The following is a 25,784-nucleotide window of genomic DNA, read 5'->3' on the forward strand; positions in this document are numbered from 1 at the left end:
TCGACAGGGGAGTACAGACCCGTGGTCTTCAAAAGGATGCTGGGCGCGTTCGGCGTCGGCGCGCCCTCGGTGGACACCGTGCTGTCCACGCCGCGGACCCAGCCGGGCGGCACGCTGGAGGGAGAGGTACGGCTCAAGGGCGGTGACTTCGACGCCGAGATCGAGCACGTCACCCTCGGCCTGGTGGCCAGGGTCGAGATCGAGCACGGCGACGGTGAGGCGGCCGGGCTCGGCGAGTTCTCCCGCGCCCAGGTCTCCGGCCCCTTCACGCTGCGCAAGGGCGAGGACCGCGTGATCGACTTCCGGCTGCCGGTCCCGTGGGAGGCCCCGATCAGCGAGATCGGCGGGCAGCCGCTGACCGGCATGGCGGTGGGTGTGCGCACCGAGCTGGCCATCGCCAAGGCCGTCGACAAGGGCGACCTCGACATGGTGGCCGTCGAGCCGCTGCCGTCGCAGCTGCGCATCCTGGAGGCGTTCCTGGGGCTCGGCTTCGCGTTCAAGTCGGCCGACCTGGAGGCCGGGCGGCTGTACGGCGTGCGCCAGGAGCTGCCGTTCTACCAGGAGATCGAGTTCTACCCGTCCGGCCGGTACGCGGGGGTGGTCGGCGAGGTCGAGGTGACCTTCGTGGCCGATCCGGCCGGGCTGGAGGTGGTCCTGGAGGCCGACAAGCGCAGCGGCCGCTACTCCTCCAGCGACGCCATCGGCCGCTTCCACGTCAGCCACGAGGACGCCCTGCACACGGACTGGGCCGGCGAGCTCGGCCGCTGGCTCGACGGCCTCTCCCAGTACGGCCACCCCGGCCCCTCGTACGGCGGCCACCACGGGCATTACGAGCACGATGACCACGGCGGGCACCACGGCGGGCACCACGGCGGGCCCGGCCTCGGCATGGTGGCCGCCGCCGGCGCCGCTGGGGTGGTCGGCGGGCTCGTGGCCGGTGAGGTCGTCGAAGAGGTCGTGGAGGAGTTCTTCGAAGGGGACGAGGAGGGCGGCGACTGGTGACGCGGGGGCGCCCGGAGTCTCCGCAGCGCCCGGCGCCTCCGCGGCACCCGGGGACGGAGGGGTGCCCGGCGGCGTCCGTGCCACCTGACCCGCCCGCCACGCACCCCTGACTCCGCTTCACCGATCACGGGCGGCGGCCGTCCGGCCGGATGGCCGCCGCCCGTGGTCGGGTCACTCGCGGCGTTTGACGTACATTCCCGCCGTCAGCGAGACCCCCAGCGCGGCCAGCGCGATCTGGATGACCAGCTCGATCCAGTCGACGCCCCCTGTGTCGGCCACGCCGAGCCCGGCGGCGATGGTGGTGCCGATCAGGGCGGCGACCACGCCGATCACGATGGTGAGCCAGATGGGGATGCGCTGGCGGCCGGGAACGACGAGCCGCCCCAGGACGCCGATCACGATGCCGATGATGAGGCCGGAGATGATTCCGGTGATTTCCATGCTGCGCCTCCCAGAAGGCCAGGCGATCTTCCGTCACCGGGTCAACGAACGACCGGGCCCTCAGAGTTTCGTGCCGTCCGCGGGCAGCCGCCTGGCGGCCACGCCGGCCCAGCCGAGGCCGAGCGCCGTGACCATGAGGACGCCCCCGGCCCCCAGCCCGGCCGCGACCAGCCCCGCCGCGCCCGGCAACAGGATCTGCCCGGTGCGGTTGCCGACCAGCCGCAGCGACATCGCCCGCCCGCGCAGGCCGGGCGGCGCCGACTCGGCCAGCCACGACATGGTCAGCGGCTGCCCCACGCCGAGCCCGAAGCCCAGCACGAGCAGGACGCCCAGCAGCAGCCACAGCGGCATCGGCAGGGGAGTGAGGAGCATGGCCACAGCCGCCGCGACCGTGCTGGTGACCAGGAGCCGGCGCCGCCCGACCGCCTGGGACAGGCGGCCGAGGAAGAAGCGCGAGGCCATGGAGGCCAGGCCGCGCACGGTCAGCAGCAGGCCGACCGTGCCGGCGGCGAGCCCGTGCTCGGTGCCCATGGCCGGCAGGTAGACGAGCGTGATGTCCACGGCGGCCAGCACGACGCAGCTCGTGATCAGCGCGTACGCGAGCCCGGGGCGGCGCAGCAGGGAGCGCACGCCGCCGCTGTCGTCCCGTTCGCCCGCCTCGGGGCGCGGGCTGCGGGCCAGCAGCGCCGACAGCACGACGAGCAGCACGGCCAGGCCGCAGGACCACAGGAAGATGGTGCCGGTGTCGGGGATGGCCCGCTCGCCGCCGAACACGGAGATCAGCACCGGCCCGGCCGCCTGGCCCAGCGAGGCGGCGAACGTGTAGCGGCCGAACGCCGCGTCGTGGCCGCCGCGCCGGGTGGTGTTGGCCACCAGCGCCTGCTGGGCGATGACGCAGCCGAGGTGGCCGGTCCCGAGCAGGATCCCGGCCGTGACCAGCCCGGCGACGGTGTGCCCGAGCGTCAGGAACGCGACCCCCGCGGCCACCAGCGTCAGCGCCCCTGCCACCGCCATGCGCCGCTCGCCGTACCGGTCGGCCGCGTGCCCTGCGGGCAGGGCCAGCAGCAACGGGGCGATGGCGAAGCTCGCGCCGAGCACGCCGAGCCACGCGGGTGGCACGTCCAGCTCGATCGCCCGGTACGACATCGTCGGCCGCAGCACGAACGTGACCACCTGTGTGGTCACCGCGTGGGCCAGCAGCACGCCCAGCGCCCGCCGCCGCTGCCACGGCTCAGACATTGGTCAGCCGTTCCCGCTTCGTTATCCCGCAAAGCACGTATACGACCATATAGGGCCATATTTCGTGCAGGATGGGGCCCTCAGCCTCATAGCGCCCGAAGCGGTCGCGCGGCGGGCGGCGCCCGGCAACGGGCCGGCCTGCAATCGGGTTGTAAGTCCGGAGAAAGTGTCCAGAATAAGTTGACTCACTGCCCGATCGAGTCAACCCCCGAGGAGCCGACGTAACCAGCATGACCGTATGGAGTGAGCTGCGCATGACCGCCACTCCTCAGCTCTCCATCTCGATCTCTCCGCACCTCACGGCCGTGGCCATGATCAGCGACGCCCTCGCGGGCCGCCACCGCGGCCTGCCGGACCTCTGGCGCCAGGCGCTCAGGTCCCGCGTCGGCCGGCCAGGCCACCAGGCGGTGCGCTCGCTCGCCGCCCCCGGCTACTCCGTCGTCCCCGACTGCATCGTCCCCAGCACTCCCGCTGCCGGAGACGTCCCCGTGCAGGTCAGCGCCCTGCGCGAGCTGCCGCCCGAGCGCCTGATCGCCGACCTGGAGCAGGCGTTCCACGGCGGAGCGCTGCCCGTGCACTGGCGCTTCGCCGCCGAACAGCCCGCGGCCTGGCTGCACGGCTACGCCGGCGCCCTGTCCGAGGTCTGGAACACCGTCGAACCCCTCTGGCTGCGCGCCCGCCCCCTCCTCGACAGGGAGGTCAACCGGGTGGGGCTGGCCGCCGTCCGCGGCGGGGTCGAACTGCTGCTGGGCTCGCTCAACCACCGCATCGCGTACGGCGAGAGCGGCCTGCTCATCTCGGACGTCGAGTCCAGCCGGTTCGACCTCGGCAACAGGAAGATCGTCCTGGTGCCGATGCTGGCCGGCAAGGACGCCGTGATCGTCAGCCTGGATCACGAGGAGGCCGTGTGGATCGCGTACCCGGTGCCGGGCGCGGAGTCCCTGTGGCGCCGGCCCGCGGCCCCGTCGCGGGACGAGCTGTCGGCGCTCATGGGCCCGGTACGCGCGGACCTGCTGTGCAAGATCGCCCGGCCCATGACGATGAGCATGCTGGCGGTCGACCTCCAGGTCGCGCCCAGCAGCATCACCTACCACTGTGACCGGCTGCGGGCCGCGCGGCTGATCACCAGGGAGCGGCGCGGCCGGGAGGTGTGGGTGGGTCGCACCCGCCGCGCCGAGGAACTGCTGGAACTGTTCCACCGCGCCTGACACGCGAGAAGGGCGCGCCGTCCCGGCGCGCCCCCTCAGTGTCCTATGCTCAGCGCACGCTGAGACGGTGTGCCGATCAGCCCTCGCCGAACTGGTACAGCAGCGGGCCGTCGAGCTTCCAGCCCGGCTCGTCCGCCAGGATCTTGCGGGTGTGCGACTCGATCGCGAGGCGCCACTTGTTGTCGTTCGACAGCCGGAACACCTTCACGTCCCCGCCGGCGCCCGCCGAGCCGGGGGCGTACCCGAGGATGCCTTCATAGCGGAACGCGCCCGAGGTCACCAGGCGCTCCCGCTCCGCCGTCGACCCGGTGACGATGTAGCTGGCCTTCTTCGCCCAGCGCAGCCGGTAGAGCGGCTTGCCGCCGGCGAACGGGGCGGGCGAGAGGTAGTACAGCGGCGTCCGCGTCGTGGACCAGCCGTGCTTGGCGACGGCGTCGCGCTTCTCCGACTCGCTCGCGGTGTAGAAGAACCCGCCGTCCTTGGTCACCAGCTCGTACAGCTTCACCCGCTGCGCGGCGACGCCGGTCGTCTGGGCGGTCATTTGGGCGGACGTCTTGGTGATCGTCGCGGCGGAGGCCGTGGCGGTGGCGCTGAGGGGCAGGGTGGCGCCCAGCGCCACCGCCAGCCCGAGGACGGTGGCGCGGGTCATGCGGCCCGAGGACGAGGCCATGGTGGTTTTCCCTCCGAAGTGCTGTTCAGTACGCCGGTCACGCTAACGGCGACCGAACAGCCATTCGGATCACTTCGACGAACCTGAAAGGGGCCCCGGACGGGCTCCGGTCAGAACGTCACCAGCGGATCCCCGACGAAGTCGGCGATGAAGTTGACGAAGAAGAAGCCGAAGAACAGGAAGTTGAGCACGAGGATGACGTAGTGCCAGGGCCTGGGGCGGGCCGGGCGCGGCAGCTTGCTGTTGAGGTACATCAGCAGGAACGGATACACCAGAGCGCCGAGGTTCGACATGTTCGCCGACCACTCCACGAGCCCCACCGGCAGCGACTGGAAGATGATGATCGAGATGACCACCAGCAGCAGGAGCATGAACGGGTAGTAGAAGCGCCGAGGGTCACCCTCGATCAGCCGGCGCAGGCGCGGGCTCGTCGCGTTGGCCGCGTCGGTGGTCACCCGCACCATCGCCTCGAAGATGCCGAGCTGGGTGGAGAACAGGATCAGCACGCCCACCAGCAGCGAGATGTAGAAGACGACCTGCCCGTACTGGTCGCCCAGCGCGGTGGCCACGAACGTGGGCACGTTCGCCCGCGTCGGCTTCTCGCCCGACATCGCGACCGCCTGCGACATGAGCAGGGTGGGCAGCAGCATGCCGAGGATGGCGCCGACGAAGAACACGCCCCACATGTCCACCATGAGCAGCCGGTACCAGCGCCGCCACAAGCTCCGGTTGCGTTCGTCGTCGGGGAAGGTGACGCCGCTGGCCAGGATGGTCGTCCGCTCTCCGCGCAGGCCGGAGATGTAGCCGACCCGGTAGCCCATGCCGTAGCCCTTGTCCCGGTAGTGGCCCATGACGTACCAGTTGAGGCCCGAGGCCAGCGCGGTGAAGCCGGCCAGGCCGCCGAGCTGGGTGGCGGTGATCCCGGCGGGCGGGGCGGCCGGGGTGAGGAAGCCGCGGATGCCCTCCCACCACTGGCTGAACGGCACCACGAGCAGGTCCACCGCCAGCAGGGCGATCAGGATGGTGCCGACCATGACCCAGTTGGCCAGCTCCAGGGCGCGGCTGATGCGGCGGGCGGCGGCGGTGATGAGGAACACCAGCACGAGCAGGCCGATGGCGTACAGCCGCGGCTCGACGTCGTCCGCTCCCGGGGGGACGCCGTGGACCAGCGCGTACACGCCCTGACCCGCCGACGCGGCCCACCCGCCCGCGATGAAGGCGAAGATCACGATGAGCACCGACAGGGGCACCCACAGGGGCCAGCCCGGCGGCACCCGTCCCCAGCCGACGACCGGCGTCTCGCCGGTCGCGAGGACGTAGCGCGAGCACTCGACGTTGTAGAACGTCTGCAGCAGGGCCGACACCACGATGACCCAGCCGACGCCGACGAATCCGTACTGCCCCACGCTGAGGGGGCCCAGCAGCCACTCGCCGCTGCCGATCGAGATGCCCAGGGCGATCAGGCTGGGGCCGACGGCGTACTTGAACAGTTCCTTGATGCCGAGCCGGGGGACTTTGAAGACCTCTTCCGGGGTCGGCAGATCGGTGACTTCGAGATCGGGACGGCTGACTCCGAGTGGGTGCGACATGTCAGTGCCTCCTGCCGTTCAGGGTGATCCCGAAGGGCGGTCATCACAAGACCCAATTGCCCGGTGTTGTGGCCTTCTCGGGCATGTCCGGGATCGGTTCAGACGGGTGGTCAACGTGACGAGTTGTCCACGCGTGGCGTTACGCGACCTAACAGGATTGACTACGTAGAGTGAGGAAGTGTTGCCACACGGTGACTACAGGGGGAGATCATGAAAGGTAAGTTCATAGCGGCAGGTGGCGCCTTCGTCACGGCCGCCGCGCTCGTCGGCATGGCCACGCCGGCCAGCGCCAACCCGGTCGTCTGCGACCTGAGCGTGTCGGACGTGCGTCACTCGCTGCGTATCGACGCATGGGGCGTCTACGCGGGCCGCCGCGACGCCTCGGCCTGCAGCGGCAGCAAGCAGGACGAGGTCGAGCACGAGGTCAAGGACGAGGTCAAGCACGAGGCCGTCGAGCACGAGGCCATGAAGCCCGAGGTCACGCAGTACGAGGACATGGCGTACGAGGACGCGGAGGCCGAGGAAGCGCAGCACGAGAGCGTCAAGTTCGAGGACGGCAGGTTCGAGGACGTCAAGCACGAGGACGTCAAGCACGACGGCGCCGGTTACGACGAAGCCGGCTACGGCGAAGAGGCCGAGGGTGGCTGGGACAACGGTTCCTGGAACCGTGACCACTGGAACCAGGGCGACTGGCACCGCCACGGCCACGGGAACCAGGACAACTGGGACCGTGGCCACTGGGACGGCGGCCACTGGGACGGTGGCCACTGGGACGGTGGCCACAGGGACGGCGGCCACTGGGACGGTGGCCACTGGGACGGTGGCCACTGGGACGGCGGTCACTGGGACGGTCGCTGGAACGGCGGCTGGCACCGTGACCACGACCACGGCTGGGACCAGCGCGGTGTCTGGGCCCCGCGCGGCTGGGTGGGCTACGGCTGGCCCGGCTGGTACGCCCGCTTCTAAGGCCGGACCCGCAGCCGGTCAGAGCCGGTCGTGAAGGTCATTCCGGTTCGGTCCCGGGACACTGCCATGTGACCCGGGACCTCATGGTCACTCCCCGCTCCCCGCCCTCGGCTTCCCGTCGCACCGGGACCCCATGGTCTCTCCCTGTTCCCGCGACCCCGCGACCCCATGGTCTCCCCCTCAAGCCGTCACTCTGCGTAACGATGTCGGCATTCCTGGCGCGGGGACGCGGCGGGCCGCCTGTCGGGCCCGGACCCGTACCCCAGCCGCGGCCCCGGTGCTCAGCGGTCGACGATCTCGTTCTTGCCGATGACCACGACCCCGCCCCTGGTCAACGCGAAGCGCGTGCGGTCGTAGTCGAGGTCGAAGCCGATCCGGGCGCCGTCGGGGATCACCACGTTCTTGTCGATGATCGCCTTGCGCACGATCGCGCCCCGCCCGACCTTGACGTTCTCCATCAGCACGGAGTCCTCCACCAGCGAGTGCGAGTGGAGCACCACCTTGGGCGACAGGATCGACCTGATCGCCGTGCCGCCGGAGACGATCACGCCGGGGGAGACCAGCGAGTCGATCGCCCGCCCCACCCGGTCGCCGTCGTTGTGCACGAACTTGGCGGGCGGCAGCGGATCGTGGCCGGTGAAGATCGGCCACTTGTCGTTGTAGAGGTTGAACACCGGATGCGCCGAGATGAGGTCCATGTGGGCCTCGTAGTAGGCGTCGAGGGTGCCGACGTCGCGCCAGTAGCCGCGGTCGCGCTCGCTGGAGCCGGGGACGATGTTGTTGGCGAAGTCGTAGACGTCGGCGCCGCCCGACTTGACCAGCATCGGGATGATGTTGCCGCCCAGGTCGTGCTTGCTGGTCGGGTCGAGCGCGTCCTCGCGCAGCGCGTCGATCATCGACTGCGTCTTGAACACGTAGTTGCCCATCGAGGCGTACACCTCGTCGGGGGAGTCGGCCAGCCCCACCGCGTCCTTCGGCTTCTCCCTGAACGCGACGATCCGGCGGCCCTCAGGATCGGTCTCGATCACGCCGAACTGGTCGGCCAGCGACAGCGGCTGCCTGATCGCCGCCACCGTCACATCCGCGCCGGAGTCTTCGTGCTGCTCGACCATCTGCCGCGGATCCATCCGGTAGATGTGGTCGGCGCCGAACACGATCACGTGCTCGGGCATCTCATCGTAGATCAGGTTCAAATTCTGGAAGAGCGCGTCCGCCGAGCCGGAGAACCAGCGCGGCCCGAGCCGCTGCTGCGCCGGCACCGGGGTGACGTAGTTGCCCAGCATCGCCGACAGCCGCCAGGTCCGCGAGACATGCCGGTCGAGGCTGTGGTTCTTGTACTGCGTCAGTACGACGATCTTCAGGAATCCGCCGTTGGCGAGATTGGACAGCACGAAATCGATGAGCCGATACATCCCCCCGAACGGCACCGCCGGTTTCGCCCGATCCGCCGTCAGCGGCATCAGCCTCTTGCCCTCTCCACCTGCCAGCACGACCGCAAGCACCCTCCGGGACCTCATGTCCAGGACGCTACCCTCAAATGGCCGATCTATCGACGAAAGCCCGCACGGTGAACTTCCTGCGTGTCCCGATTTGGTCACCGATGTACGAACCCAAGTGCCCGACCTTGGGCTTGTCGATGTGTTCCCGTTGCCCGCGCCCCCTTTAAGGTCTTCTCATGCGCGTTGATCTGCTCAGCCGGGAGTACCCGCCCGAGGTGTACGGCGGGGCCGGGGTGCACATGGAATATCTGGCCAGGGAGCTGCGGAAGCTGGCCGACGTACACGTGCGCTGTTTCGGGGCCGCGCGCGCCGAGGCGGGCGTCTCGGCCTACCGGGTGCCGGCCGGGCTTGAGGGCGCCAACGCCGCGCTCCAGGTGCTCGGCGTGGACCTGGAGATGGCCGCCGCCTGCGCCGGCGCCGACGTCGTCCACTCCCACACGTGGTACGCCAACTTCGCCGGGCATGTCGCGAAGATGCTCCACGGCGTACCCCACGTGATCACCACGCACAGTCTCGAACCTCTGCGGCCGTGGAAGGCCGAGCAACTCGGCGGCGGCTACACGATCTCGTCCTGGGCCGAGCGCACCGCCCTGGCCGCCGCCGACGCGGTGATCGCGGTCTCGGAGGGCATGCGGCGCGACGTGCTCGCCGCCTACCCGGAGATCCCGCCCGAGCGGGTCAGCGTGATCCACAACGGCATCGACACGGCCCAGTACGCCCCAGACCGCGCCACCGACGTCCTGGCCAAGCACGGGGTCGATCCCACGAGGCCCTATGTCGTCTTCGTCGGCCGGATCACCCGCCAGAAGGGCCTGGTCCACCTCCTGCACGCGGCGCGCTCCTTCGACCCGGAGGCGCAGCTCGTGCTCTGCGCGGGCGCGCCCGACACCCCGGAGATCGCCGCCGAGGTGACCGAGCTGGTGCGCGGCCTCGACCGCGACGGCGTGCTCTGGATCCAGGAGATGCTGCCCAAGCCCGAGGTGATCCAGCTGCTGACGCACGCCACCGTGTTCGTGTGCCCGTCGGTCTACGAGCCGATGGGCATCGTCAACCTGGAGGCGATGGCCTGCGAGACGGCGGTGGTGGCCACGGCGACCGGCGGCATCCCCGAGGTGGTGGCCGACGGGGAGACCGGGCTGCTGGTGCCGATCTCCCAGGCCGCCGACGGCACCCCGCACGACCCCGAGCGCTTCGCCGCCGACCTGGCCGAGCGGGTCAACGCCCTGCTGCGCGATCCGGCGCGGGCGCGCGCCCTTGGGGTGGCGGGCCGTGAGCGCGCCATCGAACACTTCTCGTGGGAGCGCATCGCCCGCCGCACCCTGAAGCTCTACACGTCACTGACGGGCTGAGCCCAGGCCACAAACACGAGCCCGCCCCGCCGGCGCGGGCCGGCGGGGCGGGCGACGGTTGACGACGGTGGTCAGCGGACGCGTTCGAGGACCACGATCGGGATCTCCCGGTCGGTCTTCTTCTGGTACTCGTCGTAGTCGGGCCAGGTGGCGGCCATGACGCGCCACATCTCCGGCCTCTCCTCCGGGGTGGCGGTGCGGGCGCGGGCCTTGAACTTGTCGCCCTTCACCTGGGCCTCGACCTCCGGCTCCGCTTGCAGGTTCTTGAACCACTGCGGATGGTCGGGATCGCCGCCCTTGGACGCCACGAGCAGGTGGTAGTCGCCGTACTTCTGGTAGATGAGCGGCGTCGTGTAGGGCTGGCCCGACTTCCGTCCCTTGGTGGTCAGGAGCAGGACGGTGGTGTTGTTCCAGTCGTGGCCCTCGGCGCCGTCGGTTTCCTGGTAGCGCCTGACGTGTTCCTTGCCGTAGAGCATGATCCCCCTCTACCCCAGGGCGGCGTGACCTCACCGTTACGCGCCGGGGTCTGTACGGGAAGTTAACGCGGCTGGCACACTGCATTTGTGTAAGCGCTTACAGCCGCGATCATGAAAGCGCTTACATGAAAGGAAAGCCGCATGGACGTGACCATCTACGAAGTCGCCAAGCGGGCGGGCGTGTCGATCGCGACCGTGTCCAGGACGCTGCGCGGCACCGGCCCGGTGGCCGCGAAGACGCGGGAGAAGGTGCTCAAGGCCGTCGAGGAGCTGAACTACACGCCCAGCCGTCTGGGTGTCAGCCTCGCCGAGGGCCGCCACGCCGCCAACGGCATCGTCTTCCCCGACCTGGCCGGCCCGTACTACACGGAGGTCCTGCTCGGTTACGAGGAGGTCGCCTCCGAGCTGGGGCGCTCGGTGGTCATCCTGTCCACCAAGGGCCGCTCGAACGTCGGCGAGCTGGTCAAGGACCTCGCGGGGCGCGTCGACGGCATGCTGATCTTTGGCCACGCCGTGCCGGAGCCGCTGGTCGCCGAGCTGGTCCGGCTCGGCGTGCGGCTGGTGTTCATCTCGCGCGACCCGCTCGCCGGCGCCGACACGCTGCGCAGCGAGAACATCGCCTCCGCGCGGGCGCTGGCGGCCCATCTGACCGGCCACGGCTACGAGCACTTCGCCTTCCTCGGCGCCCCGCTGACCAGCAGGGACGACGTGGACGAGCGCTGGCAGGGGGTCAGGCACGCGCTCGGCGGCGCGATCGAGGCCGTGGACACCGGCCAGTACACCGTGGACTGCGGCTTCGAGGCCGCCAGGTCCCTGCTCAAGGGCAGGAACCGGCCGCGGGCCATCATCTGCTCCGACGACGAGGTGGCGCTGGGGGCGCTGCTCGCCGCCGAGGAGCTCGGCCTGGAGGTGCCCGGCGACGTGGCCGTCACCGGCTGGGACGACATCATGGCCGCCCGGCACGCCCGCCCGGCGCTGACCACCGTACGACAGCCGATGCGTGAGCTCGGCGCCCGCGCCGCCCGCGCGCTCGACGAACTGATCACCGGGACCCGCGACATCCCGAAGCACCTCATCCTGACCACCGAGCTGGTCATCCGCTCCAGCTGCGGTCACCACCCCCAGGAGGTACGAACGTGAACACCACCACCCGGCGCGCCGCCGTGGGCGCGCTGGCTCTCGCGCTCGTGGCGGCCGGCTGCGGCCGCAGTCAGCAGCAGGCGCCCGAGCAGGCGCAGAACGTCACGACCGGCAAGGTCTCGGGGGAGGTCACCGTCTGGGCGATGGGCGAGGAGGGCAAGGCGCTCGGTGATTTCGTCAAGGACTTCGAGAGCGCCAACCCCGGTGTGAAGGTCAACGTGACGGCCATCGGCTGGGACGTGGCGCACGACAAGATCACCGCGGCCATCGCCGGCGGCGCCACCCCGGACGTGAGCATGATCGGATCGACCTGGTCGGGCGAGCTGGCCAAGACCGGTGCGCTCGAACCCACGCCCGCCAACCTGGTCGACAAGGCCGCCTTCTTCCCCGGCGCCTGGCAGACCGTGGACGTCAACGGCACCGCGTACGGCGTGCCCTGGTACGTCGAGACCCGCGTCCTGTACTACCGCACCGACCAGGCCGAGAAGGCGGGCGTGAAACCCCCGGCGACGTGGGAGGAGTTCACCGCGTTCGCCAGGGCGCTCAAGGAGAAGGGCGGCGCGAAGGACGGCTTCCAGCAGAGCTACACCCAGGGCGCAGCCTGGCAGGAGGTGCTGCCGCTGATCTGGCAGGCGGGCGGCGAGATCGTCAAGGACGGCGCCTACACCTTCGACACGCCCGAGACGGTGACCGCGCTCAAGCAGTACGCCTCGATGTTCGAGCAGAAGCTGGCCCCGAACAACACGGCCGAGGGCGCCTTCCCGCAGAGCTTCATCAAGGGCGAGATCGGCGGCTTCTTCTCCGGCCCGTGGATGATCGGCGTGCTGAACAACGACGGCGGCGCCGGGTTCGGCGACAAGTTCGACGTCGCCCCCTACCCCAAGGGCCCGGTGTCGGCGACGAGCTTCGTCGGCGGCTCCGACATGGCGGTGTTCAAGAAGGCGAAGAACCGCGACGCGGCCTGGACGTTCATCAAGTGGCTGAGCGAGCCGCAGGTGCAGGCGAAGTGGTACACGAAGGTCAAGGCGCTGCCCGCCGTCCAGGCCGCCTGGCAGGAGCCCGCACTCAAGGCCGACAAGCAGCTCGCGGTCTTCGGCGAGCAGCTCAAGGACGCCAGGACGCCGCCGCCGTTCCCGACCTGGGAGCAGGTGGCCAGGGTGCTGGAGAGCGAGCTGGAGAAGCTGGCCCGCGGCACCCAGACGCCCGAGCAGACGGCCAAGTCGATCCAGTCCCAGGCCGCCACCATCGGCACCGGCCTCTGAGCCCGTGACCGTCCGCACGAAGCCGGCGCCGGTCGCGCCGGCGCCGATCAGGATCAGGGGCGCGTTACGCCAGTCGGGCATCGGCTGGCTCTTCATCACGCCGTTCGTGGTCCTCTTCGCGGTCTTCTACCTCGGGCCGCTGCTGGTCGGCATCGGCATGAGCTTCACCGACATGCGCAGCACCGACGTGAGCGACCCGCTGGCCGTCGACCCGGTCGGGGTCGAGAACTACCTGCGGCTCATGAACGACGGCGCCATGCGCAGGGCGGCCCTCAACACCGTCGTCTTCGTGCTCACCACGCTGCCGCTCGCCGTCGGCCTCGGGCTGGCCGCGGCCGTGCTGCTCAACTCCGGCATCGCCCGCCTGCCCGCCGCGTTCTTCCGCCTCGGCTACTACCTGCCCAACATCACCAGCATCATCGGCATCGCGGTGGCCTGGAAGTTCCTGCTGGAGCCCGAGGCCGGGCTGGTCAACCGGCTGCTGGAGCTGGTGGGTGTCCAGGGCCCCAACTGGCTGCAGAACGAGACCACCGCGCTGCCCTCGATCATCGTGATGACGGCCTGGCGCAGCTTCGGCTTCAACATGATCGTGCTACTGGCCGCGCTGCAGAGCATCCCCAGAGAGCTGTACGAGGCCGCCGAGGTCGACGGCGCGGGCCGCTGGGCCCGCTTCCGCTCGGTCACCGTGCCCTCGCTCCGCCCCGTGCTGCTGTTCTGCACCGTCTACAGCTCGGTCGGCTTCATGCAGTTCATGGAGGAGCCCCTGGTCATGACCAGGGGCGGGCCGCTCAACTCCACCCTGTCGGCCTCACTGGTGATCTTCAACCAGTTCGGGGTGGGCAACTACGGCTACGCTGGCGCCGCCTCGACGGTGCTGTTCACCGTGATCGTGGCGCTGGCCGTGCTGCAACTGAGGCTCGGGAGGCGCAGATGAGGCACGGAAGCACCCGCCGCCAGCGGGCGGTCGTCTACCTGGGGCTCGGCGTCGGCCTGGCCCTGGTCGCCGGACCCTTCCTGTGGACGGCACTCAGCTCGGTCAAGCCGGAACAGGAGATCAGGCGCGACCCGCCGACGTTCTGGCCCCAGACGTGGACGCTGGACAACTTCGCCGAGCTGTTCGACCGGGTCGACATCGGCACCGCGTTCGTCAACAGCACGTTCATCGCGCTCGTGCTGGTCGCCACCAACCTGCTGTTCTGCTCCATGGTCGGCTACGCCTTCGCCAAGCTCCGCTTCCGGGGCAGGAACGTGGCCTTCGCGCTGGTGCTGGTGCAGCTCGCGATCCCGGCGATCGTGCTGATGGTGCCGCAGTTCGTGCTGATCGCGAAGCTGGGCCTGGTCAACACGTTCGTCGGGATCATCCTGCCCACCGTGGTGACGCCGCTCGGCGTGTTCATGATGCGGCAGTTCATCTCCGACCTGCCCGACGAGCTGATCGACGCGGCCCGGGTCGACGGCGCCAGGGAGTTCCGCATCTTCTTCCGGATCATCCTGCCGCTGTGCGGGCCGCCGCTGGCCACGCTCGGCCTGATCACGTTCCTCGGCGCGTGGAACAACTTCCTGTGGCCGGCCGTCGTCGCGCAGAGCGAGGACATGTACACCCTGCCGGTCGCGCTCAACATCCTCAACGGCCACGAGGGCACCCACTACAACCTCCTGGTCGCCGGATCGGTCGTGGTGATCGCGCCGATCCTCATCCTGTTCGTCTTCCTGCAGCGCTTCTTCATCCAGGGCATCGCCACCACCGGCCTCAAGTAGAGGAGCACCTCATGCGTAAGACGGTCCTGTCCGCTCTGCTCGTGCTGTCCTTACCCGTGCTGTCATCCGTGCCTTCAGGGGCCGCGCAAGCTGCCGCCACTCCACCCGTCCACGGCGGCACCGACGCGGTCCTTCTCCGTTACGCCAAGGACACGTGGCGGTCGATGGACGCCATGGCGGTGCCGGCCACCGGCCTGCCCGCCGACAAGGTGACCGGCGACCTCAAGACCCGCGCCAAGGTCACCTCGCCGACCAACATCGGCACGTACCTGTGGAGCACGCTCACCGCCCGCGACCTGCGCCTGATCAGCGGCGCCGACGCCACCGCGAGAGTGGGCCGGGTGCTCACCGCGCTGGAGCGGATGGAGCGCAACGCCCCCACCGGCCAGTACTACAACTGGTACGACCCGGCCACCCTCGCCGTCATCACCACCTGGCCCGACTCCGGCGACGTCGTGCGCCCCTTCGCCTCCAGCGTCGACAACGGCTGGCTGGCCAGTGCGCTCATGATGGTCCGTACCGCCGTCCCCCGGCACGCCGCTCGCGCCGACCGGCTGGTCAACTCCATGAACTTCCGCGCCTACTACGACCCGGCCGCCCGCCCCGACGCCGGCACCGGCCTGCTGCGCGGCGGCTTCTGGCCCGACCCGCCGATCGAGTGCAACGTGGAGAGCGACTACGCCGGCACCGGCACGACCGTCTACTCCACCTGCCACCACTACGGCGCCCCCGCCGAGACCCGGATCGGCCAGTACGTGGGCATCGCGCTCGGCCAGCTGCCCCGCGAGAGCTACTTCGGCCCGTACCGCACCTTCCCCGACAACGGCTGCGACTTCGGCTGGCAGGAACAGAAGCCGGTCGGGTCGTGGAAGACGTACCTCGGCGTGAACGTCTGGGAGGGCACGTACGGCTACCGCGGCATGCGGTTCGTCCCGAACTGGGGCGGTTCGATGTTCGAGGCGCTCATGCCCGACCTGGTCGTCCCCGAGGCCAAGTGGGCGCCGAAGAGCTGGGGGCGCAACCACCCGGTCTTCGTCCGCGCCCAGATCGAGCACGGTCTGCAGGAGGCCCGCTACGGCTACTGGGGCTTCTCGCCGTCCAACGACCCCCACGGCACCTACCGCATCTACGGCGTCGACCCGCTCGGCATGGACGAGCCCGGCTACACCTCCGACGAGGAGGAGACCCGCGTCGACTACGGCTACGAGGGCTGCCGCCCCGCCCAGCCGGAGCCGACGAGCTACGGCAACGGCGTGGTGACGCCGCACGCCAGCTTCCTGGCGCTCCCGTACGCCAGGAACGCCGCCCTGGCCAACCTGGCCAAGCTGCGGGCCGGCTTCGACGCCTACGGCCCCGGCGGTTTCTACGACGCGATCGCGGTCCGCTCGGGGGCCGTGTCCAAGTGGTATCTGGCACTCGACCAGGGCATGGTCATGGGCGCCCTGGGCAACGTGCTCGCGAACGGCAACCTGCACCGCTACTTCGCGGGCTCCGGCGTGGAGCACCGGCTCCGGCCGGTCATGGCGATCGAAGAATGGGACGTTCGATGAATCGAGGCACATGCCGATGAGTACGGCCGCGCACCGCGACTGGCAGGAACGCGCCGGACAGCCGTCCGGCGAGACGACCGTCCCCGTGCCCGCGCTGGAGGCCCCGACCGGCCTGCGCGCGGTCCCGGGGGCCGGGCACGTGACGCTCACCTGGGATCCCGTGCCCGAGGCGATCGGCTACCTGGTGCACAGGGACGGCATGCCCGCCGTGCCGCCCGAGGTGGACGTGCCCGCGGTGCCGTCCTGCCGGTTCGTGGACACCGGCCACGGGGCGGCCGCCTACACGGTGGCCGCCGTCATCGGCGCGGACACGACCGGGCCGTTCTGCCCGCCCGTCGAGGCCGCCCCGCTGCCCGCGTCCGATGCCGCCGTCTCCTTGCACGTGGACGCGGGGCGGGTGACGCGTGAGCTGCCCCGGCCGTGGGCGTACATGGTGGGATCGGAGCATCTGTCCCATCTGCTCAGCACCGACGAGAGCGGCGGCCGGCCCATCGGCGAGGAACTGGCCGAGGCGCTGCGCCTCGTGCACGAGCGGATCGGCGTGCGCACGGTCAGGGCGCACGCCATCCTCGGCGACGACCTCGGCGTCTACAAGGAGGGCGAGCCGTACGACTTCTCCGGCGTGGACGCCGTCTACGACAAGGTCGTCTCGCTCGGCCTGCGGCCGATCGTGGAGCTCGGCTACATGCCCCGTGACCTGGCCGCCGACCCGTCGAAGACGGTCTTCGACTACGCGGCCGTCATCTCGCCCCCCAAGGACTTCGAGGCGTGGGGCGACCTGGTCAGAGCCCTCGTCGAGCACCTCGCGGACCGTTACGGCATCCGCGAGCTGATCGACCACTGGGCCTTCGAGGTCTGGAACGAGCCGAACCTGGCCGTCTTCTGGTCCGGCACCCCCGAGGAGTACTTCCTGCTCTACGACGTCACCGCCGCCGCCGTGAAGAACGTGCACCCGGACCTGCGCGTCGGCGGCCCCTCCTCGGCCGCCAACGGCTGGGTCGAGGAACTGCTCGTCCACATCGCGGAGTCGGGCGCGCCGCTCGACTTCGTCTCCACGCACACGTACGGCAACGCGCCGCTCGACTGGCGACCCACGCTGGCCAGGCACGGCCACGACGTGCCCGTCTGGTGGACCGAGTGGGGGCCCACCCCGACCCACTTCCAGGGGATCGGCGACGGCGCGTTCGGGGCGGCGTTCGTCCTGCACGGCATGAAGTCGGCGGCCGGCCGCATCGACGCCCTGTCGCACTGGGTGGCCTCCGACCACTTCGAGGAGGTGGGCCGGCCGCCCAGGCTCTTCCACGGCGGCTTCGGCCTGCTCACCGTCGGCAACCTGCGCAAGCCCCGCTTCCACGCCCTCGCCCTGGCCGAACGGCTCGGCGGCCTGGAGGTGGCGGCCGAGGCCGGGGGCGACGTGGCGGGCGTCGAGGTGTGGGCGGCCCGCCACGACGACGGCCGGGTGGGCGTGCTCGTCTGGAACGGCACCCTCAACAACACCCAGGCGGCCGGAGCCCCCGAGCTGGACCGTACGATCACGCTCACCGTCGAGGGGCTGCGGGGCTCGTACACTCTCACCCACCACCGCATCGACGGCGAGCACACGAACGTGGAGGCGGCCTGGCAGGCGATGGGCGGGGGCGACTGGCCGCAGGGGGCGCAGTGGGAGGAACTGCGCGCGTACGACGAGCTCGCCGAACTCACCCCACCCGCCACCGTCACCGGCCCCACCCTCACCGTCACCTTCGACCTGCCCATGCCGGGGGTGAGTTTCCTCGAACTGACCCCCTGACCCGGCACTCGTCGTCGGCTTTCCGAGCGGGCGGTCGTGTGCGCGGGCCCTCAACGGGCGGTCGTGTGCGCGGGCCCTTGATCGGGCGGTCGTTTGCGTGAGCCCTGAACGGGCGGTTTGGTCCGCGGGACCGCGGTACTTGACCAGACAGTCGTATGCGCCGGACTCGACCGAGCGATCCTGTGCCCAGGACTCGACGGGACGGTTCTGTACGCGGGGCGCACGCCGGTGAGAGCCTGTGCTAATGACCGATCCGGCCGAGGCGTTGGCCGCCCGCATCGAGCGGTTCGAGCAGGCCGCGGATCCCGATCTCATCTGGGATCCCGCGGCGCTGGCCGAAGCCGAGCAGGCGATGCGGGCGTGCGCCGGCGACAGGACCGACGCCGCCGCCTGGCGGCTGATCGGCATGCTGCACCTGGCCCGCTACCGGCTCGACCGGCGCACCACGCAGGACGCCGCCGTGTCGGGCGCCTTCTTCGCCGCCGTGGCCGTGCTGGATCCCGGCCGGCTGCCGGAGAAGCTGCGCGGCTCCCGGCCGCTGGAGGAGTCGGCCGACACGTGGGCCGGGCTGGTGGAAGAGGTGTTCCGGCATGTGGACCCGTCCGCGTACCGGCACGTGGGGCTGCTGATCCACGCCCTGGTCCGCCGGGCCATGGCCGACCCGGTGCCGGAGGTCTCCGACCGGCTCGGCCAGTTCCTGCTCCAGGAGTCCATGCGCGCCACCGACCCCGCCTGGGCGCCGGGCGCGCTCGGGCTGCTCGGCGCGGGCCTGGTGCGCCAGTACACGCGCGGCGGGGAGCGGCACGTCATCGCCGACGCGGTCCACATGCTGCTGCGGGCGGCGCTCGGCGCGCATGGCGACACCTTGTACGCGGGCGAACTCGCCGCCGCCCTGGGCCTGGCGGCGCCCGACGACGAGGAACTGGTCCGGGCGTACCTCGCGGCGGTGGAGACCCCGCCCGGCGGCCAGGACCGGTCACGGGCGCTGCTGACGCTCGTCGACCTCACCCAGGCGCGGGCCGCGGCGTCGTACGCGGACGAGGACCTGCTGGCGTTCATCAGGGTCGGGCAGTGCGCACTGGACTTCTGGCACGAGCCGTGGGCCCATCCGGGGGTGCTGGCGCCGTACGCGGCGGGGCTGATCGAGTGGTTCGTCGTGACGGGGAACGAGAGCTCGCTGGAGGCGGGCCTGGAGATGCTGGACGCCCTGCACGTGACGCCGGACGAGACGGCGCGCGGTCTCGGCACGGACCCGGTGGTCCGGCTCGGCCTCCTCGGCGACCGGCGCTGGCACCGCTACGGCGTCACCGGCGACCCCGCCGACCTGGACACGGCCATCTCCGTCCTCCGCCGAGCCACCGACCTCTCCACCGCCGGCCGCGCGGGCATGGGCCGTTCTGGGCCGGGCGGTTCTGGTTCGGGCGGTTCTGGGCCGGGTGGACATCCCGACCGGCCACGGCTGCTCATCAATCTGGCGAACGCACTGCTCAGGCGGGCCGTCGTGACCGGCGGCGACCCCTCCGAGCCGATCGCCGCCGCCCGCGCCGTCCTGGCCGCCCACGACGAGAACGACCCGGCCAGGGCCACGGCGCTGCTGCTGCTCGCCCAGGCCCTCAGGCTCGACCTCACCATGGCCAACGCCGACGAGGCCCTCGCCGCGCTGCGCGAGGCCCTGGGGGCGGGGGAACGGCTGGCGTTCAGGACGGAGGCGTACGGGCTGGTCTCCGAGCTGCTGTGCTGGCGCGCCACACAGACGGACGGCCGTCGCCAGGCCGAGGACCTGCGCGAAGCCGTGCTGGCCGCCCGCCAGGGCGTCGAGCTGGCCACCAAGGCTTCCCGCGACCAGGGACCCGCCCAGCGCAAGCTGTGCCGCGCCTTATTGGCCCGCCACTCAGCCTACGGCAACCCCCGCGACCTCACCGAAGCCCTCGCCCTGGCCGACACCGCCGACCTCACCGACCTACCCGAACTAACCCACGCCCTCGACACCACCCTCACCCCACCCCCTACCCCCGCCACCTCCGGGACCCCCACTCCTGGGACCGCCACTTCTGGGGCCGCCGCCCCTGCGACCGCCACCTCTGGGATCGCGGGCCCCGGGATCGCCACCCCTGGGGCCGCCGCTCCTGAGGGAGCCAGCTCTGGGGCCGAGGCTCCTGGGACCGCCGCCTCCAGGACTCCCACCCGTGGGACTGCCGCCCCTGGGGCCACCGCTCCTGAGGTCGCCAGCTCTGGGGCTGCGGCTCCTGGGATCGTCGGCCCTGGGATCGCGGGCCCTGGCGCCCCTGGCACAGCTGCCCCTGGCACTCCGGTCCCCGACGCTTCGGCCTCCGCGCCCCCAGCCCCCGGTGCTCCGGCTCCCGTCACCGCTGAGCCGGTCACTCCCAAGCCGGTCAACCCGGAGTCCGTCCCGTCACGGCCTGTCACACCAGCCCTCGACACCCCAGCTCCCAGCACCTCGGCCCCCAGCACCCCGGCCCCCAGCACCCCGGCCCCCGAGACCCCAGCCTTCGGCACTCCAGCCCTCGAGACACCGGCCCCCGAGACGTCAGCATCCGACACCCCAACACCCGAGACGCCAAGCCCTGTCACCCAGGTTCCCTCGACCCCCGCCCCTCCCATCCGGCCGCCGCTGGTCGTGGATGAGCAGCTCGCCGTGGCCGCCACCGAGCTGGCCTTGCGCTCTCCGGACGAGGACCTGGCGCTCAAGCTGCTCCGCCTGGCCGAGCTCCGAGCCGAAGGCAGCGGGGAACGCGGCGAGTTCCTGCTCGGAACCGCACTGCGCCTGGCCGACGCGGGCCGCCCGAAGGCCGCGGGCGCGGTGCTGGAACGGGCGGCGGCGGCCTTCGAGGCGGCCGGGCTGCGGTCGCGGGCGGCGTACGCGCTGTCACGGCTGGGGGCAGGACACGAGGCGTCGGGGGAGCCATCCCGTGCCCTGGAGGCGTACGCGCGCGCGGCGGCCGTCTACCACGACCTCGGCGACCCCGCCGCCGAGGCGCGCCAGTTCGGCCACATGGGCGCGCTTCACCTGAGGACCGGCGACCCCGTTCGCGCCGTGGAGCACCACCTGCGCGCCGTGGCCGTGTGCGAGGAGGCCGGGCTGCCGGAGGACGAGGCGCGGCACCAGGACGCGGCTGCGGTGGCGCACCTGGCCGCGGGCGACCCGGAGGAGGCCGTCAGTTGCGCGGTCAGGGCGCGCGCGCTCCACCTCGCGCTCGGGGAGAGCGTCGCCGCCGCCAAGGCGCTCGTCCACGCCGCCAGGGCCGCCGTCGACCAGGACGACCTCAAGGCCTCCGCCGAACGCATGGCCGCCTGCGCCATCGAGTTGGAGGCAGCCGGGGCATGGGAGGAGGCGTGCGCGGCCCTCGACGCTCATTCGGTGCTGCTGTCCGGGCGGGGACATCCCGGCTACGCCGCCGCCTGCGAGACCAGGCTGGTGGAGATCGTCCGGCGTAAGGGGCAGCGGCGCGAGCCCGCCGACGAGTGGTACCGGATCGCGCAGCGCCGCCGCGGCCGTGGGGACGTCGACGGCGCCAGGGTCGCCTTCGACCTGGCCGAACGCGAGTACGAGGCCATCGGGCACCGCGACGGAGCCGGGGCCGTCCGTTACAACCTGGGCTGCCTGGCGTACGCGGAGGGCGATGCGGAACGGGCGCTGGCGGCGTTCGGGGTGGCGGCGGAGGCGTTCGCCGGGCTGCGGGCGCGGGCGAAGGAGGCGGCGGCGGTGAGCATGCGCGCCTCCTGCCTGACGGCCCTCGACCGTGCCGAGGAAGCGTCAGAAGACCTCGAACGGGCCCTGGAGCTGGCCGCCGCCGAGGGCGACCTGGAGACGCTGCTGATGGCCACCCTCGGCCGGGCCGCGGTGGACGTGGAGCTGGGCGAGTTCCGGGAGGCCGGTGAACGTCTGCAGTCGGCGCTCGGGCTGGCCGGCGGGGACGCGCTCAAGGAAGCCGTCGTCCACGACCGGCTGGCCGCGCTCGCCGCCCGTACCGGAGACCTCGGAGCCCGGACGCGGGCCCTGGAGGCGGCACTGGCGGGCTTCCGCGACGAGGGCCGGCACCGTTCGGCCGCGCTGGCCTCGATCAAGCTGGGGTTCGCCCTGGAGGCGCAGGGCGAGTTCCGCCGCGCAAGGGCTGCTCTGGAGGAGGGACTAGCGGGTCTGGAGGCGGCCGACGACGACGTCCCTCCGGCGGGAGCGCCGTTCGAGATCATCGCGGCCATGGCGGGGGAGATGGACGCCGCCGTCCTGTCCCGCCTGGCCGGCATCCAGCTCGCCCTCGGCGACCTCACCCGCGGCCGCGCCACCCTGACCAGAGCCCTCGCCTCCCTCGGTACGGGGGGTCGGCGCGAGGGTTCATCGGAACGCCTGGAGTCGTGGCTCCGCCTGGCCGAGGCCGAATCGTCCGGCGACCTCCCGACGGCCCGCACCCTCGCCCACCACTTCCTCACCCGCTCCTCATCCACCGCTTCACCCGGCTCTGGTGGTTGGGACGGCGACCTTGACCTCGCCGACCGTTCCTACCTCCTGGCCAGGCTCTCGTACTACTGCCGCGAGCTGGGCGACCTGCCCGCCGCCTACGATCACGCCCTCCAGGGGTACGAGCTACGTGACGAACGGATCGTCGAACACCTCCGGAACCTGGGCGCGGCGGCCACTGAACTGGGCCGGACGGAGGAGGCGGCCATCCACCTGTCCAGGGCGGTCGAGCTGGCCCGGGACGAGGCCACCGCGTTCCCCGCCCACCTCGTCCAATCCCTCGGCCTCCTCGCCGCCGCCCTCACGGACCTGGCCCGCTGGTCCGAGGCCGCGCGGACGTACGAGGAGAGTCTGGCTCTGGTCGAGGCCCCCATCTGGCGCGCACTCCGAGCCCCGCTGCTGACCGGCCGCGCGGACCTCCACCTCAAGCTGGGCGAGCTGAACGAGGCCGCGACCCGCTACCACGAGGCCATCGCGCTCGGCGAGGAACTGGCCGCCCCACCCGGCCTCGCCGCTGCCTACGCCGGCCTGGCCCTGGTCCACGAGCTGCGCGGGGAGCCCACGAAGGGACGTCCTTTCGCCGACCGAGCCCTGACCCTCGAACGAGAACACGGCCGCCCGCGCGGCACGGTCCTGGCCCTCCTCGCCCTCGCCCGCCTGGAACGAGCTGCGCGGCGTGAGGAGGCGGCCAAGGAGACGGAAGCGGCGAGGGAAGGGAAGGCGGAGGCGCGGCCGAGGGAAGCGCTATCAGGCACAGCGCAGCTTGAGCGGGCATGGCTGGAAGAAGCGCTCGACCTGTCGCAGGAGCTCGGTTTCCGCGCCGGAGAGGCCGTCGCGCTCGTCCGTCTGGGCGCCCTCGACCTCGCCGCCGTGCGCGACCCAGCCACCGCCCGCACCGCCCACGCCCCCGGCACCGGGACTCACGCCGACGCCGACGCTCACACCGCCACCGAGGCCCCTGGCGCAGGGGCGGCCACAGGCATCCACGTGCCCGCCGATTCCCCTGCCGACGCCGATTCCCAGGCCCGCGCTCATGCCTACGCCGCCGCATACCGCCGGTTGTCTGCGGCGATCGAGCTGCTGACTGACCTGGGGCATGATCTGGAGCTCGCCCCCGCCTGTCACCACCGCTCGATCGCCGCCGAAGAACTAGGCGACCTCCCCGCCGCCCTCGCCGACGCCGAACGCGCCCATGCTCTGGGCCACAAGGCCGCCCAAGACCGCGTGATCCGCCTCGCCACCCACCTGAACCAGGGCATGACGGCCTGGACCCACGCCGAAGACGCCAAGCACCACACCCTCACCACCCACCTGGCCCCCGCCCACCGCCAACCTTCTCTCAGCACTCCGGTAGACCGCCCGGATTCCGAACATCAGCCGTTTTCTCCCGGCCCGCTGACCGGCTACCTGGATTCCGAGCATCGCCTGGCTTCTCCCGGTGCGTCGGCCGGTCGCCCGGATCACGGACATCAGCCACCTTCTCCTGACAGGCCCGCCGCACATTCCAGCCCCCAGGTTTGGCCAGCCCCCTATGGCGTGCCCACCGAGTTGCTGGAGGCGGAGCAGCGAGGGCTGGAGGCCGTTCGCACGCTCATGTCGGCGGCCCGCAACACCCGCGACCCGGAACGCGCCGCCCACCTCACCCGCCGCGCCCACACAGCCCGAGCCGATCTGGACGATCTTTGGCGTCGCATGGAGCCCCTGGCCCCCGACCACGTCGCCCTGCGCCGAGGCACCCCACCCAGCCGAGCCGACCTCGACGCCCTCGTGAACGCCCCCGACCGTCGCGGCGGGCCGGCACCGACAGCATCGGCAACGTCGATGGGTGTGGTGACGGCGTTGCTCGGGTTTCATGTCGGGGAAAAGACTGTGACCGTGCTGGCGCACCGCACCGGCTGGGCCGAGCCGCGTGCCTTCCCCACTGCGGTCGATCGTCCCCTTCTGGCCGAGTTCCTGCGCGCCGCCGACGGTCGCCGGCCCGGTCTGCTCGACATCGAGGCCCGCCGGCACCGTGCGGACCTCTGGCGCCGCCTGGCCGACCTTCTTCTGTCAGAGGCGGTCCAAGCCCTGGGCGACGACGTGGACCTGCTCCACCTGATCCCGCACGCAGCGCTGCACCGCGTCCCGCTGCACGCCCTGGCCCCGGACGGTCGTTCGCTGATCGAACGCTTCCCTGTCACCTACGCCCCCTCCGCCGCAGTCCTGTCGGGGCTGACGAGAAGGGCTCCGGCGCGGGGACGAGACTCCTTGGTCCTCTCCTTCACCCCCGATGCCGCTGAGCGTCCGGTGGTGGAGTCCGAGGCCCGGGACGCCGCCGCCCTGCTCGGCACCACCCCTCGCCAGGCCACCACGCACGCCCTGGCCCGGAGCCCTCAGAACGGCTCGTGGCGCGTGGTGCACCTGGCCTGCCGTGCCGTCGAGGATCCCGCCGACCCGTTCGCCGCGGGCATCCGTCTCGCCGACGGACTCCTCACCGCCCGCGACCTCATGAGCATGCGCCTGGACGTCGGCCTCGTGCTCGTCACGGCCCGCGAACCCACGCACGAGCCGACCGGCGAAACAGCCCATGAAACGGCCCGTGCATCCGCCCAGGTAGCGGACCAGGTGAGGGACCGCGAGGCCGCGCACGAGGCCGCCTCCGAGAGGGGACACGGCGTCGGCACGCACGACGGTCTGGTCGGGCTGGGGTACGGGCTGCTGCATGCCGGCGCGGGGGCTGTGGTGCTCTCGTTGTGGCCGGTGTCCGCCGAGATCACCCGGGCTCTCATGCGCGACCTGCACACCAGGCTCCACGCGGGCGAAGGCCCGGCGCATGCCCTGCGCGCCGCCGTACTCGGCCTGCGTGAGCTCTACGGCTCCGCCGAGCCGGAGCTGTGGGCGTCGTACGTACTGGTCGGCCTTCCTGACGGCTCCCCGGCCCACTTGGACGACGGCATGAGCGTGACCAGCACCAGATAGCCGAAGAACCCGACCACCAGCCCCACCGCGTAACCCCCGAACACGTCGGCCAGATCGAGCAGCGCCACAACCAGCCCACCACCCACGGCAGCCAGCACCGCAGCCAACTCAGCCAGCCCACCACCAGCCAGTCCACCACCGGCAGACCCGCCGCCGGACGGTCTGCGCCGCAGCAGGCCGAACGTGATCCAGCCGATCACCAGCCCGAAACAGATCGCGCCGAGCACCGCCATAACGGGACCTCCAAGTCGCCGGGCCGTCACCGCCACGGAGGGCGTCGCGGTGCTCGCCCCGCCGGAAGGATCACCGTTCACGATCGCACGCGACGCCCCCAACCCGCCAGAGCCGTGCCCTCACCAGCCGGAGCCACGCCCCCGTCGGCCATAGCCGTCACCTGCCGGCCGGGAGCTG

General features: G+C 71.5%; 18 protein-coding genes. 11 read left to right on the forward strand and 7 right to left on the reverse strand.

What is annotated here, in order from left to right; translation table 11 throughout:
* The first annotated feature begins 21 nt into the window (after nt 1-21).
* Nucleotides 22-1,002, forward strand: a complete 981-nt coding sequence (locus tag AB0C27_RS30285) for a sporulation protein (RefSeq protein ID WP_357850535.1) — start codon at nt 22-24, stop codon at nt 1,000-1,002.
* A 171-nt stretch (nt 1,003-1,173) separates the two neighbouring features.
* On the opposite strand, the gene AB0C27_RS30290 is transcribed toward AB0C27_RS30285, so the two are convergent.
* The gene (locus AB0C27_RS30290; RefSeq protein WP_357850538.1) at nt 1,174-1,443 is read right to left on the reverse strand and encodes a GlsB/YeaQ/YmgE family stress response membrane protein; all 270 of its coding nucleotides are present in this window, start codon (nt 1,441-1,443) and stop codon (nt 1,174-1,176) included.
* A 60-nt stretch (nt 1,444-1,503) separates the two neighbouring features.
* Nucleotides 1,504-2,682: an MFS transporter gene (locus AB0C27_RS30295; RefSeq protein WP_357850541.1), complete on the reverse strand. Its 1,179-nt coding sequence runs from the start codon at nt 2,680-2,682 to the stop codon at nt 1,504-1,506.
* Between the two features lie 230 nt (nt 2,683-2,912).
* On the opposite strand from AB0C27_RS30295, the gene AB0C27_RS30300 reads away from it, so the two are divergent.
* Nucleotides 2,913-3,890 (forward strand): hypothetical protein, encoded by a 978-nt coding sequence (locus AB0C27_RS30300; protein WP_357850544.1) that lies wholly within the window; start codon nt 2,913-2,915, stop codon nt 3,888-3,890.
* Between the two features lie 76 nt (nt 3,891-3,966).
* On the opposite strand, the gene AB0C27_RS30305 is transcribed toward AB0C27_RS30300, so the two are convergent.
* Nucleotides 3,967-4,560 carry a hypothetical protein gene (locus AB0C27_RS30305; protein WP_357850547.1) on the reverse strand — a complete coding sequence of 198 codons (594 nt, stop codon included), beginning with the start codon at nt 4,558-4,560 and terminating at the stop codon, nt 3,967-3,969.
* A gap of 110 nt (nt 4,561-4,670) precedes the next feature.
* A complete protein-coding gene (locus tag AB0C27_RS30310; protein ID WP_357850550.1) occupies nt 4,671-6,149 on the reverse strand; it encodes an Nramp family divalent metal transporter in 1,479 nt (492 codons plus the stop codon).
* A gap of 210 nt (nt 6,150-6,359) precedes the next feature.
* Between AB0C27_RS30310 and AB0C27_RS30315 the strand changes: the two genes are divergently transcribed.
* Nucleotides 6,360-7,115 (forward strand): hypothetical protein, encoded by a 756-nt coding sequence (locus AB0C27_RS30315; protein WP_357850553.1) that lies wholly within the window; start codon nt 6,360-6,362, stop codon nt 7,113-7,115.
* Between the two features lie 281 nt (nt 7,116-7,396).
* Here AB0C27_RS30315 and glgC read toward each other — a convergent pair whose 3' ends face one another.
* A complete protein-coding gene (glgC, locus tag AB0C27_RS30320; protein WP_106249675.1) occupies nt 7,397-8,632 on the reverse strand; it encodes a glucose-1-phosphate adenylyltransferase in 1,236 nt (411 codons plus the stop codon).
* Nucleotides 8,633-8,790: 158 nt separating this feature from the next.
* Here glgC and glgA point away from each other — a divergent pair, with 158 nt between their 5' ends.
* Nucleotides 8,791-9,963, forward strand: a complete 1,173-nt coding sequence (gene glgA / locus AB0C27_RS30325) for a glycogen synthase (RefSeq protein ID WP_357850556.1) — start codon at nt 8,791-8,793, stop codon at nt 9,961-9,963.
* A 71-nt stretch (nt 9,964-10,034) separates the two neighbouring features.
* Here the strand turns inward: glgA and AB0C27_RS30330 are convergent, their stop codons facing one another.
* A complete protein-coding gene (locus AB0C27_RS30330; protein WP_357850559.1) occupies nt 10,035-10,439 on the reverse strand; it encodes a nitroreductase family deazaflavin-dependent oxidoreductase in 405 nt (134 codons plus the stop codon).
* Between the two features lie 141 nt (nt 10,440-10,580).
* On the opposite strand from AB0C27_RS30330, the gene AB0C27_RS30335 reads away from it, so the two are divergent.
* The 7 genes from AB0C27_RS30335 to AB0C27_RS30365 all read left to right on the forward strand — a co-directional run bounded on the left by AB0C27_RS30335 (nt 10,581) and on the right by AB0C27_RS30365 (nt 25,373).
* Complete coding sequence (locus tag AB0C27_RS30335; RefSeq protein ID WP_357850562.1) at nt 10,581-11,579, forward strand: LacI family DNA-binding transcriptional regulator; 999 nt, start codon at nt 10,581-10,583, stop codon at nt 11,577-11,579.
* Nucleotides 11,576-12,841 (forward strand): sugar ABC transporter substrate-binding protein, encoded by a 1,266-nt coding sequence (locus AB0C27_RS30340; protein WP_357850565.1) that lies wholly within the window; start codon nt 11,576-11,578, stop codon nt 12,839-12,841. The genes AB0C27_RS30335 and AB0C27_RS30340 overlap by 4 nt, the downstream gene beginning before the upstream one ends.
* 4 nt (nt 12,842-12,845) lie before the next feature.
* Nucleotides 12,846-13,775, forward strand: a complete 930-nt coding sequence (locus tag AB0C27_RS30345) for a sugar ABC transporter permease (protein WP_357850568.1) — start codon at nt 12,846-12,848, stop codon at nt 13,773-13,775.
* Nucleotides 13,772-14,599: a carbohydrate ABC transporter permease gene (locus AB0C27_RS30350; protein ID WP_357850571.1), complete on the forward strand. Its 828-nt coding sequence runs from the start codon at nt 13,772-13,774 to the stop codon at nt 14,597-14,599. Before AB0C27_RS30345 ends, AB0C27_RS30350 begins: the two co-directional genes overlap by 4 nt.
* 11 nt (nt 14,600-14,610) lie before the next feature.
* Complete coding sequence (locus AB0C27_RS30355) at nt 14,611-16,149, forward strand: glucoamylase family protein (RefSeq protein WP_357850574.1); 1,539 nt, start codon at nt 14,611-14,613, stop codon at nt 16,147-16,149.
* 10 nt (nt 16,150-16,159) lie between these two features.
* A complete protein-coding gene (locus tag AB0C27_RS30360; RefSeq protein WP_357850577.1) occupies nt 16,160-17,938 on the forward strand; it encodes a hypothetical protein in 1,779 nt (592 codons plus the stop codon).
* 244 nt (nt 17,939-18,182) lie between these two features.
* On the forward strand, nt 18,183-25,373 hold the full coding sequence (locus AB0C27_RS30365; RefSeq protein ID WP_357850580.1) for a CHAT domain-containing protein: 7,191 nt from the start codon (nt 18,183-18,185) through the stop codon (nt 25,371-25,373).
* Here AB0C27_RS30365 and AB0C27_RS30370 read toward each other — a convergent pair.
* Nucleotides 25,265-25,687 (reverse strand): hypothetical protein, encoded by a 423-nt coding sequence (locus tag AB0C27_RS30370; protein WP_357850583.1) that lies wholly within the window; start codon nt 25,685-25,687, stop codon nt 25,265-25,267. The genes AB0C27_RS30365 and AB0C27_RS30370 overlap by 109 nt on opposite strands.
* Nucleotides 25,688-25,784 lie beyond the last annotated feature (97 nt).

This window comes from Nonomuraea sp. NPDC048882, from assembly GCF_040649755.1.
GTDB lineage: Bacteria > Actinomycetota > Actinomycetes > Streptosporangiales > Streptosporangiaceae > Nonomuraea > Nonomuraea maheshkhaliensis.

Bases quoted from the DNA above. Each gene is read 5' to 3' on its own strand.
- AB0C27_RS30350 (WP_357850571.1), top strand. From the start codon at position 13,772: ATGAGGCACGGAAGCACCCGCCGCCAGCGGGCGGTCGTCTACCTGGGG.
- AB0C27_RS30310 (WP_357850550.1), bottom strand. From the start codon at position 6,149: ATGTCGCACCCACTCGGAGTCAGCCGTCCCGATCTCGAAGTCACCGAT.
- AB0C27_RS30300 (WP_357850544.1), top strand. From the start codon at position 2,913: ATGACCGTATGGAGTGAGCTGCGCATGACCGCCACTCCTCAGCTCTCC.
- AB0C27_RS30295 (WP_357850541.1), bottom strand. From the start codon at position 2,682: ATGTCTGAGCCGTGGCAGCGGCGGCGGGCGCTGGGCGTGCTGCTGGCC.
- AB0C27_RS30330 (WP_357850559.1), bottom strand. From the start codon at position 10,439: ATGCTCTACGGCAAGGAACACGTCAGGCGCTACCAGGAAACCGACGGC.
- glgC (WP_106249675.1), bottom strand. From the start codon at position 8,632: ATGAGGTCCCGGAGGGTGCTTGCGGTCGTGCTGGCAGGTGGAGAGGGC.
- AB0C27_RS30305 (WP_357850547.1), bottom strand. From the start codon at position 4,560: ATGGCCTCGTCCTCGGGCCGCATGACCCGCGCCACCGTCCTCGGGCTG.
- AB0C27_RS30335 (WP_357850562.1), top strand. From the start codon at position 10,581: ATGGACGTGACCATCTACGAAGTCGCCAAGCGGGCGGGCGTGTCGATC.
- AB0C27_RS30360 (WP_357850577.1), top strand. From the start codon at position 16,160: ATGCCGATGAGTACGGCCGCGCACCGCGACTGGCAGGAACGCGCCGGA.
- AB0C27_RS30290 (WP_357850538.1), bottom strand. From the start codon at position 1,443: ATGGAAATCACCGGAATCATCTCCGGCCTCATCATCGGCATCGTGATC.
- AB0C27_RS30365 (WP_357850580.1), top strand. From the start codon at position 18,183: ATGACCGATCCGGCCGAGGCGTTGGCCGCCCGCATCGAGCGGTTCGAG.
- AB0C27_RS30315 (WP_357850553.1), top strand. From the start codon at position 6,360: ATGAAAGGTAAGTTCATAGCGGCAGGTGGCGCCTTCGTCACGGCCGCC.
- glgA (WP_357850556.1), top strand. From the start codon at position 8,791: ATGCGCGTTGATCTGCTCAGCCGGGAGTACCCGCCCGAGGTGTACGGC.
- AB0C27_RS30355 (WP_357850574.1), top strand. From the start codon at position 14,611: ATGCGTAAGACGGTCCTGTCCGCTCTGCTCGTGCTGTCCTTACCCGTG.